General features: G+C 70.6%; 11 protein-coding genes. 2 read left to right on the forward strand and 9 right to left on the reverse strand.

Going from position 1 to position 9,956, the window contains the following annotated elements:
- From AB0M52_RS24420 to AB0M52_RS24450, 7 genes are all read right to left on the reverse strand, one after another.
- A partial coding sequence (locus AB0M52_RS24420; protein WP_363957889.1) for a nickel-dependent hydrogenase large subunit occupies positions 1-1,011 on the reverse strand: 1,011 nt, incomplete at its 3' end.
- Positions 1,008-2,132 (reverse strand): hydrogenase expression protein HypE, encoded by a 1,125-nt coding sequence (locus AB0M52_RS24425; protein WP_363957892.1) that lies wholly within the window; start codon positions 2,130-2,132, stop codon positions 1,008-1,010. The genes AB0M52_RS24425 and AB0M52_RS24420, both read right to left, overlap by 4 nt.
- A gap of 76 nt (positions 2,133-2,208) precedes the next feature.
- Entirely contained in the window at positions 2,209-2,607 is a 399-nt protein-coding gene (locus tag AB0M52_RS24430) for a hydrogenase maturation nickel metallochaperone HypA (RefSeq protein WP_363957895.1), read from the reverse strand.
- Complete coding sequence (locus AB0M52_RS24435; protein WP_363957898.1) at positions 2,600-3,238, reverse strand: hydrogenase maturation protease; 639 nt, start codon at positions 3,236-3,238, stop codon at positions 2,600-2,602. Before AB0M52_RS24435 ends, AB0M52_RS24430 begins: the two co-directional genes overlap by 8 nt.
- On the reverse strand, positions 3,235-4,647 hold the full coding sequence (locus tag AB0M52_RS24440; RefSeq protein ID WP_363957901.1) for a hypothetical protein: 1,413 nt from the start codon (positions 4,645-4,647) through the stop codon (positions 3,235-3,237). Before AB0M52_RS24440 ends, AB0M52_RS24435 begins: the two co-directional genes overlap by 4 nt.
- A 139-nt stretch (positions 4,648-4,786) precedes the next feature.
- A complete protein-coding gene (locus AB0M52_RS24445; protein WP_363957904.1) occupies positions 4,787-5,410 on the reverse strand; it encodes a hypothetical protein in 624 nt (207 codons plus the stop codon).
- A 105-nt stretch (positions 5,411-5,515) separates the two neighbouring features.
- On the reverse strand, positions 5,516-6,673 hold the full coding sequence (locus AB0M52_RS24450) for an FAD-dependent oxidoreductase (RefSeq protein ID WP_363957907.1): 1,158 nt from the start codon (positions 6,671-6,673) through the stop codon (positions 5,516-5,518).
- A 100-nt stretch (positions 6,674-6,773) separates the two neighbouring features.
- On the opposite strand from AB0M52_RS24450, the gene AB0M52_RS24455 reads away from it, so the two are divergent.
- Both AB0M52_RS24455 and AB0M52_RS24460 read left to right on the forward strand, forming a co-directional pair.
- Positions 6,774-7,373, forward strand: coding sequence for a TetR/AcrR family transcriptional regulator (locus AB0M52_RS24455; protein ID WP_363957910.1), 600 nt, complete (start codon positions 6,774-6,776; stop codon positions 7,371-7,373).
- Between the two features lie 146 nt (positions 7,374-7,519).
- On the forward strand, positions 7,520-8,209 hold the full coding sequence (locus tag AB0M52_RS24460) for an alpha/beta hydrolase (RefSeq protein WP_363957913.1): 690 nt from the start codon (positions 7,520-7,522) through the stop codon (positions 8,207-8,209).
- On the opposite strand, the gene AB0M52_RS24465 is transcribed toward AB0M52_RS24460, so the two are convergent.
- Both AB0M52_RS24465 and AB0M52_RS24470 read right to left on the reverse strand, forming a co-directional pair.
- A complete protein-coding gene (locus AB0M52_RS24465; RefSeq protein ID WP_363957916.1) occupies positions 8,206-8,511 on the reverse strand; it encodes a TraR/DksA C4-type zinc finger protein in 306 nt (101 codons plus the stop codon). The two genes, AB0M52_RS24460 and AB0M52_RS24465, sit on opposite strands and share 4 nt — an antisense overlap.
- 207 nt (positions 8,512-8,718) lie before the next feature.
- A partial coding sequence (locus AB0M52_RS24470; protein WP_363957919.1) for an FAD-dependent oxidoreductase occupies positions 8,719-9,956 on the reverse strand: 1,238 nt, incomplete at its 5' end.

Genomic DNA, 9,956 nt, shown 5'->3' on the forward strand with positions numbered 1-9,956 from the left:
CTTGACGAACGGCTCCTCCTCGCCGGCCCAGTCCTTGTAGTAGGAGCTGCCGAGCAGGATCCGGATGCCCAGGTTGATGTCGACCAGGTCGGTGGTGAGCAGCTTGCCGTCGACGACGATGCCGGGCGTGACGTGCATCGCCCGCCCCCAGTTCGTCATGGTCTCGTACCGGTAGTCGACGACGTCGGGGTTCTGGAAGGAGCCCCAGCAGCCGAGCAGCACCCGGCGGCGGCCGACCTCCTCGTAGCCGGGCAGCGCCTCGTACCAGAAGTCGAAGATGTCGTCGTTCATGGCGACGGCCTTCTTGACGAAGTCCAGGATGCTGATCAGCCGGCTCAGGTAGTCGGTGAACAGCGACGGCTGCGGCATGGTGCCGACGCCGCCCGGATACACCGTCGACGGGTGGACGTGCCGGCCCTCCATCAGGCAGAACATCTCCCGGGTCGTCCGGCTGACCTTCAGCGCCTCCTTGTAGACCTCGCCCTCGAACGGGTTGTACGCCCGCATGATGTCGGCGATCGTCCGGTAGCCGTGGATGTCCCGGCCGGGTGCCGCGGTGGCCTCCGCGCGGGCGAGGACGCTGGGGTTGGTTTGCTTGACCATCGCCTCGCAGAAGTCGACGAAGACGAGGTTGTCCTGGAAGAGGGTGTGGTCGAACATGTACTCGGCGGCTTCGCCGAGGTTGATGATCCACTCGGCCAGCGGCGGCGTCTTGATGCCGTACGCCATGTTCTGCGCGTACACCGAGCAGGTCGTGTGGTTGTCGCCGCAGATGCCGCAGATCCGGCTGGTGATGAAGCCGGCGTCGCGCGGGTCCTTGCCCTTCATGAACACCGAGTAGCCGCGGAACAGCGACGACGTGGTGTGGCACTCGGCGACCACCCGGTTCGCGAAATCGATCTTCGTGTAGACGCCGAGGTTGCCGATGATCCGGGTGATCGGATCCCACGCCATCTCCACCAGCTCGCCGGGCTTCTGACCGGCGGCCGGCTTCGGTTTCGTCGCGGTCACGGCTTGTTCCTCTCCATCGCTGCCTGGCGCCGAGGATCCGCCGGACCGTACGGGCGCCACCGGGGGTTGTAGCCGCTGGTCAGCTCGGGACCGTTGTGGTGCCACTTCGGTTCCCGGTTGGCGGTGACGTTGGTGATGCCGCGCAGGCGGCGGATCAACGCGCCGTACGGCTTGATGAGCAGGGTGGACAGGCTCCCGCCGGGCGGCATGTCCATGAACGGCATGAACTTGTCGGGGAAGCCCGGCATGGTGCAGCCGATGCAGATGCCACCGACGTTGGGGCAGCCGCCCACCCCGTTCATCCAGCCGCGTTTCGGGACGTTGCAGTTGATGACCGGCCCCCAGCAGCCGATCTTCACCTGGCACTTGGGCGAGTTGTAGTCCTTGGCGAAGTCGGCCTGCTCGTAGTAGGCGGCCCGGTCGCAGCCCTCGTGCACGGTCTTGCCGAACAGCCACTGCGGCCGCAGCATCTGATCCAGCGGCGGCGGTGGTGCGGAGCCTGCGGCGTGGTAGAGCACCCAGGTCAGGGTCTCCATGAAGTTCTCCGGCTGGATCGGACAGCCGGGCACGTTGACGATCGGCAGGCCGCCCTGGGACCGGAAGTCCCACCCGAGATAGTCGGCCAGGCCCATGCACCCGGTCGGGTTGCCCGCCATGGCGTGGATGCCGCCGTACGTCGCGCAGGTGCCGGCCGCGACCACCGCCCACGCCTTCGGTGCCAGCTGGTCGATCCACCAGTTCACGGTCAGCGGCTCGCCGGTCTTCTCGTCGTTGCCGAACGAGGTCCAGTACCCGTCGCCGTTGATGTTCTCGTTCGGGATCGATCCCTCGATGACGAGGATGAACGGCTCGGTCATCTCCCCGCGGGCCGCTCTCCGGTACGGCGCCAGGAACTCCTCGCCGCCGGCCGCCGGCGACAACACCTTGTTGTGCAGGTTGACCTTCGGCAGGCCGGGAACGAGCCCGAGGACGACGTCCTCGATGGCGGGCTGAGCGGAGGCGGTCATCGACACGGAGTCGCCGTCACAACTCATGCCCTCGGAGATCCAGAGGATGGTGACCTCGTCGTACCCGTTCTCCTGCGGCGGCACCGCGGCGGGTTCCCGCACGCCCTGGCTCATGCCGCCACCTCGCTCCGCTCGGCGTCGACCTGAGCATTTTCCGCGCTGCGTTGCCGATTCACTCGCTGGCGCTCGCTCATGCGTCCGCGCTCCCCGGGTCGTGGCTGGCCGCCGCCGGCACCAGCGCGGGCGGCTCGACGACGTCCACGGTGATCGACTCCAGCACCACGTCGTCGGTGCCGGTGACGTCGATGTCGATGCCACCGCAGCGCGGACAGGCCACCATCGCGAGGTGGTCGTCGACCGGCCCGCTGCGCCCGCAGTCGTGGCAGGCCACGGTCATCGGTTCGAGCACCAGGTCGACGGCGGTGTCCGCGGCGACCGTGCCGGCCGCGGCCAGCTGGATGCCCTGCGTGACGACGTCCGGATCGACCGGATGGCCACCGATCCGTACCCGCAGCCCGGTGACCCGGCGCCCGGCCGCCCGGCGTACCGCGGCGTCCACGATCGCCTCGGACAGACCTGTCTCATGCATGCGTGCTCACCCCCCGTTCGTTGCCACCTGCCGGCGTGTCTGATGCCGCTCCCGCGCCGCGGGCCAACCGGGCGGCTTCCTCCCGGACGATCCCGACCACCGTCCGGACCGCCTCGTCTACCGCGGCGGCCACCGGGGCCGACAGCTCCATGCACTCGTCGAGGACGGCGGGCCGGCAACCCACCACGAGGACCCGGTCGACGCTGCCACCCAGGCCGCGCAGCAGGCGCAGCACCGACTCGGGATCCATGCCGTGCGCGTCGGCGGCCGGCGCGTCCAGCACGTCGGCCGGCCGCAGCGTCCAGCCCGGGTCGTCGAGGTCCACCCGGAGCACGGCCAACGTCCCGGGCGGCTCGTCCAGCGGCAACGCGTCCACCAGGACCAGCACGTCGTGCCGGCCGTCCAGCAGATCGTAGGCCAGATGCATTCCCCGGATGCCGTAATCGGACACGTCCACCCCCGGTGGGAGGACAACATCCCGCAGGCGCCGGACGACCTCGACGCCGAACGCGTCGTCGCCGAGGAAGATGTTGCCGATGCCGGCGACCAGGATCCGCCCGCTGCCGTCGCTGGTCACGCTGCCGTCGCTGGTCACGCTGCCGTCGCTGGTCACGCTGCCGCCGCTGGTCACGGTGCCGCCACCTCTCCGGTCAACGGCTCGACCTCTTCGGGCCGGAAGTGGCGTAGGCGCCCGTACCACTGGTGCAGCTCCGCGCCTGGGTCGTCGTCCACCGTCACGGCCAGGAACCGGGACCCGTCCACGTCGAGCAGCACCTGCTCCACCCGGGCGGTACGGCCGTCCAGGAACATGTCGTGCGCGTCCGTGCCGCGCCGGCGGGGCCGTAACCGAACCCGGCTGCCCCGTGCCAGCAGGGTGCCCGCGACCAGCACGGTCCCGGTCTCCGGCGTGATCCCCGCGTCGGCACCCGGCTCCCACCACGGCCGCTCCGGGTCGGTGTCGGTGTCCGCGTCGCGGCGTGCCGGCGCCAGGTGCCGGATGGCGCCATGCAGCCGTTCGAGCACCTCGGGTGGCATGGTGTCGACCCGGTCGACGATCGCGGCCGCCCGGGGATCGGTGGCCCGCGCCTCCCGCTTCTCCGCGTCGGAGAGCGTGAGCGTACGCAGCGAGAGGATCTCGTCGATCTCGGTTGCGTCGTGCAGGTCACCCGGGCTCTCGGGCGCGATCTGCGGGTGGTCGTAGAGGATGATGGGTGACGAGAGCAGGACGTCGACGGTGCCCGGCTCGCCGGCCAGCACCGGGAACGTGTGCACGTTGCGGCATTCCCGCGCCGGGGGCGCCGCCCACTCGGGCGGGTCGAGCAGGGACAGGAACCGCCCCCGGCCGACACCGACCAGGGTGTGCGCCGCCAGCAGACAGCAGCGCAACGCTTCGTCCCGCGGGCTGTCCGCCGGGGTGGTCGAGTCCGTGTTCTCGACCCGGATCCGCAGCCGCAGCAGGCGGAAGGGCGCCTCGGCCGGGGCGGCCGAGACGGTGACCGACGCGGACAACGGCCAGCGCCGGCGCACCACCCGCCCGACCGGCTCACCCGTCGCGCCGAGCAGCGGCTCGATGTCCTCTCCACCCGGCACCCGGACGTCCAGCCGGCGTCCCTGCCGCAGGTCGCCGATCGACGCCTCGACGTCGTACTCCCGCGGCACCGCCTCGTCGAAGCTCAGCTCGATGCGGTCACCGGCCTCGATCCGGTCCGTCGGCCGGTACCCGCCGCCGGCCGTCCGGCTCTCGGCCACCTTCTGTTGCAGCTGTAGGAACCGCAACCGGACCTGGACCATCGCGACATCCGGCGCCTCCACCAGGCACTCGGTCTGCTGCCACGGCGACTCGGCAGAACCGGCCACGCCGCTGTCGACCAGGCCGTGCGACTCGCCCCACGCCGGGGGCACCAGGACGCCGAACTGCCAGCGGACCCGGTTCTTGCCCGAGGAGCGCCGGTAGGGATAGAGCAGGTAACCCTCGTACAGGATCGCGTCCGCGACCGCCTCGGCACCGTCGATACGGGAGCGCGGACGATCGGTCGGCACCGGTGCTCGACCCCCTTCAGGGCAGACTCGTGAAGCCGCTCCGGCGAGCGGTCACTTTCGGTCTAGCCCGTGCCGCCCGGCGGCCGTAAGTGCGCGATCCCGGTACGTGACGTCGACACTCACCCGCCCGGGTGACCGGTCACCCGGGCAGGATCTTGTCGCCCTGGGCATCTGTCCCGATTCGGCGGCCGTAGGTGACGGCCTCGCGGACGAGTCGAGGAGCCCTCTCGGCGAGCTGCGGATCTGGGCGTGCCCCCAGCGCATCGTTGATGGTGGAGAAGGCCAGGCGAAAGGCGATCCAGGCGGTCACCTCGAAGATCGCTCGGTCGCTGAGACCCAGGTCGCGTAAGCGGTTCACGTGGGCCTCGGTCGTGGTGTTCGGATTCTGGACGACCTGACGGGACCATCCGGCGAGTGCCGCATCCCGCTCGGAGAGTCCGCCGTCGACTCCTCGCAGCACCTTCGCGGCGGTCGCCTCGTCGCTGAGTTCGGCCAGCCTCGTGCCCCAGGCGAGCGCGCAGTAGGCGTCGCCGCGCGCCGCGGCGGTGGCGGCGACCATCACGGCCACGTCCCTTGGTGACAGGTCCGAGCCGGACAGGAGGTCAGCCCGCAGGGCCTGGAAGGATGCCAGCACATCCGGACGCCAGCACCAGACACGGGTGAGGTTGTTGACGTAGCCGTCGGAGGTGACATCCGCCTCGTAGACGGTGGTGACCGCCGGGGTTTCCGGCGGGTCGACGAGGAACGCAGTCGGTCGGTCCATTGGGGCAGTGTGCTGCACCGAGCGATCACCCAACGACCGATCAACGACAGATCCGAAGTGAATTCCTCTCCGAGTCCGGGGTCTCGCCGCCTTCGTTGCCGAGCGTCAACGGTTTGCCCGCTCGATGCCTCTCCGGACGAGGCCGCGAACGCCTGGAAGCGTGATCGCCCGGATGGTCAGGTCGCTCATCCACACGTGGAGGCGGCTGGGCGGCGCGTACTGGAGCATTCCCCGGCGGGCAAGTGCCTGCCGTTTGACTGCCTCCGGGCGTAGTCCTGACTCCCAATCGGATAGTGCTGCCGGGATGTCGTCGTCGTGCTGTCGCAGGGCGGCACCGAGTTGGTCGGCGCCGGTGAGCGCGAGGGCCGCGCCGTGCCCGGCGAAGAGCGTGACGCACCAGGCCGCGTCTCCGAGCAGCACCACCCGTCCGGCGCTCCAGCGTGGCATGACCACCTGGCTGACCGCGTCGAAGTAGGCGTCGGCTGGATGCTTCTCCAGGTGACGGACGGCGTCCGGCACGCCTGCGCCCAGATCTCCGAACGCCGCGCTGAGCGCAGCCACCGGGCCGCGTCTCAGTTCCGAGCCCGGGTCTGCGCATCGGTACGTGAAGAATGCCGACGACCGTTGCGGGCCCAGGTTGACGATCGCCGCCGTGCGGCCCGGACCGATGAAGGTCGTGGCGGACGAGTCCGGCACGCCCGCCACCGGGTGGGCGAGCGGGAACGCGGCCACAACGTACGGGAGATCGACTCGGAGCCCGGCGCCGAACACTGCCGTGCGGGTCGCGGAGTGGACTCCGTCGGCGCCGATCAGGAGGTCGGCGTCCTCCGTGGTGCCGTCGCTCAGCACCACCCGTACCCGGTCGGCATCCTGGTCGATGGACGCGACCGTGGTGCCGAAGCGGAACTCGGTGCGGTCGCGCACCGCTTCGTACAGGGCGGTCTCCAGATCGCCACGGAACACCGACATGGTCCGTTTGCCGAGGGCGGCCTCGGCGACGGCGGACGGCACGGTGAACTTGGGCCGCCCGTCGGCCCGGACCAGCACGGTGGTGAACAGACCCAGTTGCCGGGCGGACAGCGCGGGTAACAGGCCGAGGCGCTCGGCGGCGTCGTAGCCCGGCCCGAGCAGGTTCACCAGGTAGCCACTGCTCCGCCGGGCCGGGGCCCGTTCCACCACGACCGTGCGCCACCCGTCCTGGCTCAGACGTAGGGCCGTGGACAGTCCGGCGATACCGGCACCGACGATCACCGCGCGCTTCATCCGTACTCCTGTCATCCAGAATGAGCATCTGCTCAAACCAGTATGAGCGTTTGCTCATACTGGCGCAACGGCGGCTGCGACCAGCGCCTAGAATTCGGGCATGCCACGCGGAGTCGCCATCCCCGAACCCAGGCAGCAACTCTTCGCCGCGGTGGAGCGGGTGATCGCGGACGACGGACCCGGTCGCCTCACCGGCCGGGCCGTGACCCGCGAGGCCGGCGTCGCCACCGGACTGCTGTACGCGCACTTCGCGAACTTCGACGACTTCCTGGTCGGCTACGCGGTCGACCGGGCCTTCCAGATCTCCAGCGAGGTGGCCGGCCTTCCGGGGCGCGCCGGGATCGGCACGGTCGCCGGGAACCTCAGCGAGGCCGTCCTGGCGACACCGCTGGGCACGCTGCTGGCATTGACCCGGCTGATGGCCTACCGGCCGGAACTGACGGCAAAGGTCGAAGCGGTGCTGGGGAACGGGAGCGCCGGACTGCAGACGGTCGAGCGCGCGGTCACCGACTACCTGGCTGCCGAACAACAACTCGGGCGGGTGCCCGCAGGCGCCGACACCGCCGCGTTGGCCCTGGTGGTGGTCGGCCTGCTGCACTACGTCTCCCTCTCCAATGGAGCCAACCCGACCGCGAAGACCCGGATTCGCCGCGCGGTCACCGCACTGACCGGCGGCTTCCCGGCCGTCGCCCCGTCCTGACCCAACGCCTCGCCAGCCGGGCGGCCACAGGCCGCCGCAGGCGACGCTGGCCGCCAGCGCACCGCGGTCGAGTGTGAAAGGCTCACCAAGGGCGGTTCACCCGTTTCGTTCGTGTGGCCTGACCGCACCTGAGAAGGAGACAAGCCATGGACATCGTGCTCATCGCTGGCCTGTGGCTCAGCGGATCCGTATGGGACGAGGTCGCGTCCGCGCTCAAGGCCCTCGGCCACCGCCCGGTGCCGCTCACCCTTCCGGGCCAGGGCGACGGATCCGCGTCCGCCACCCTCGATGACCAGGTCGCAGTGGTGCTCGCCGCCGTCGACTCAGCGTCCGAACGGCCCATGGTGGTGGGGCACTCCGCCGCCTGCACCCTGGCCTGGCTGGCCGCCGACGCGCGACCGGAGCAGGTCGCCAAGGTCGCCATGATCGGCGGCTTCCCGTCCCCCGACGGGGCGTCCTACGCCGAGTTCTTCGAGCTGAAGGACGGCGTCATGCCCTTCCCCGGCTGGCGCCCGTTCGAGGGGCCGGACTCGGCCGACCTCGACGAGACGGCCAGACGGCGCATCGAGGCGGCCGCGATCCCCGTCCCCGAGGGCGTGGCCAAGGGCGTGGTGCGTCTGGCCGACGAGCGACGGTTCGACGTCCCGGTCGTGCTCGTCTGCCCGGAGTTCACCCCCGCCCAGGCCCGGGAGTGGATCGAGGCCGGCGAAGTGCCCGAGCTCGCCAAGGCCAAACACCTCGACTTCGTCGACATCGATTCGGGCCATTGGCCGATGGTCAGCAAGCCGACCGAACTCGCCCAGCTTCTCTCGGCAGCGGCTGCCGAGCCGCACTAGTTCGGGAAGCAAGTGGTGCAGAACCGGGCAGCTGGCTGGTGCGCCAGCTGTTCGATCGGGATGTCGCAGTGACACCCTTCGCAGGTCCCGTAGCGGCCCTGTTCCAGGTAGTGCAAAGCCCGGGCGATGTCGGCCAGGGCCAGCCGCGACGCCGCGGCCAATGCCGAGGCAGCCTCAAGATCAGCCCCGTCGGGGGGCATCTGGTGGGCCTGCCGGGCCAGCAGGGCCAGCTGGGTGCTGTGCCGCTCGTACTGCCTCTCCAGGATGATCCGCAGCATGCCCAGCTCGTCCTGCCTGCTCACGACGTACACCGTTGAGCGTCCTTCCTGCTCGGGGTGAGAGAAAGGGCGGAGCGCATCAGCGCTCCGCCCTTTGGTGCCGGTCATGCGGATGCCGGCGGTGGTGATGGCGGTCCATGCTGGCCGCGCTGCCGCCAGATCGGCGGGGCGACAGTCGGCGTGGCAGAGCCCCAGCGACCGCAAGCACTGCGGACGCGACGCGGTGACGCATCAGCGCAGCGGGTCGAAGGGGCAGATCTCCGCGGGCTGCCGACCGGTGGTGATTTGCTCGGCGAGCAGCTTGCCGGTGAGCGGGCCAAGCGTGATGCCCCACATGCCGTGGCCGCCAGCCGCGAAGACCCGTGGTGACCTGGTACGGCCGATCAACGGTAGCCCGTCGGGGGTGCAGGGTCGCGCCCCGACCCACTCGTCGATGCGGGCGTCCAGGTCGGCGCCCCGCAGCAGCGGCCGTGCGGCCTCGGCGATAGCCAGGATCCGGCGACGGTCCAGCGGAGCCTCGGCGCGACGGAACTCCATCATCCCGGCTACACGCAGCCGGTCTCCGAGGGGCGTGCACGCGACACGCTGCGCTGGGAAGTACACCGGACCGGCCGGGACGTGCTCGATCGCGACGCTGAAGCTGTACCCGCGACCGGCCTGCACGACGGTGCGGACGCCGAAGCGCCGAGCCAGCTCGCCGAGCCACGTGCCGGTTGCCAGCACGGCCGCGTCATAGCGATCGTCGCCGCCGGCAGAGGTGATCAGTCGGACCCCGGCCCCCTCGTCGCGGACGTTCACGACCTCCGCTCCGGTGACGAGCGCTGCCCCGCGCGCGCGAACGGAATCGGCGAGCGCGTGCACGTAGTGCCCGGGGTCGATGAACCGCTGACCGTGCAGGCGGATGGCCGCACCGATGTCGTCGGACAATGAGGGTTCCACCGCACGCGCTTCGGCCCCGGTCAGGACGTCGAACTCGATCTGTTGGCCCGCGGCGTGGATGTGGCCCAGCTCGTCCAGAAGGACCGACCGTTCGGCCTCGGTCCGGTACGCCGCGATGAACGACTTCGCCTCGTTCGTCATCGAAGCGACCCCGGCGGCCTCCAATGCGTCGAACGCCTCGAACGCCCGCCGGTTCATCGGAATGTAGGCCCGCATCGCGGTCCGCCACTTCGAGGCGGTGCTGTGCCGCGCGAAGCCCGCCAGGAATCGCAGCAGCCGAGCGTCCGCGCGCGGCGGCACGTAGACCGGCGAGGACGGGCTCAGGACGGCGCGCAGCCCGTAGCGGAGCACCGCGGGCTCCGGCAGGGGAGTGGTGATGCCGGGGGTGAGCCAGCCCGCGTTCCCCCACGACGCGCCTGCGGCCACACCCGCGCGGTCGAGGACGGTGACCCGTACGCCACGCTCCTGTAGAAACCAGGCGGTGGCCAGTCCGACCATCCCCGCACCGATGATGGCAACGTGCGCAGGGG

Source organism: Micromonospora sp. NPDC051296 (assembly GCF_040682255.1).
Classification (GTDB): domain Bacteria; phylum Actinomycetota; class Actinomycetes; order Mycobacteriales; family Micromonosporaceae; genus Micromonospora; species Micromonospora craterilacus.

Bases quoted from the DNA above. Each gene is read 5' to 3' on its own strand.
- AB0M52_RS24425 (WP_363957892.1), bottom strand. From the start codon at position 2,132: ATGAGCCAGGGCGTGCGGGAACCCGCCGCGGTGCCGCCGCAGGAGAAC.
- AB0M52_RS24430 (WP_363957895.1), bottom strand. From the start codon at position 2,607: ATGCATGAGACAGGTCTGTCCGAGGCGATCGTGGACGCCGCGGTACGC.
- AB0M52_RS24445 (WP_363957904.1), bottom strand. From the start codon at position 5,410: ATGGACCGACCGACTGCGTTCCTCGTCGACCCGCCGGAAACCCCGGCG.
- AB0M52_RS24450 (WP_363957907.1), bottom strand. From the start codon at position 6,673: ATGAAGCGCGCGGTGATCGTCGGTGCCGGTATCGCCGGACTGTCCACG.
- AB0M52_RS24455 (WP_363957910.1), top strand. From the start codon at position 6,774: ATGCCACGCGGAGTCGCCATCCCCGAACCCAGGCAGCAACTCTTCGCC.
- AB0M52_RS24460 (WP_363957913.1), top strand. From the start codon at position 7,520: ATGGACATCGTGCTCATCGCTGGCCTGTGGCTCAGCGGATCCGTATGG.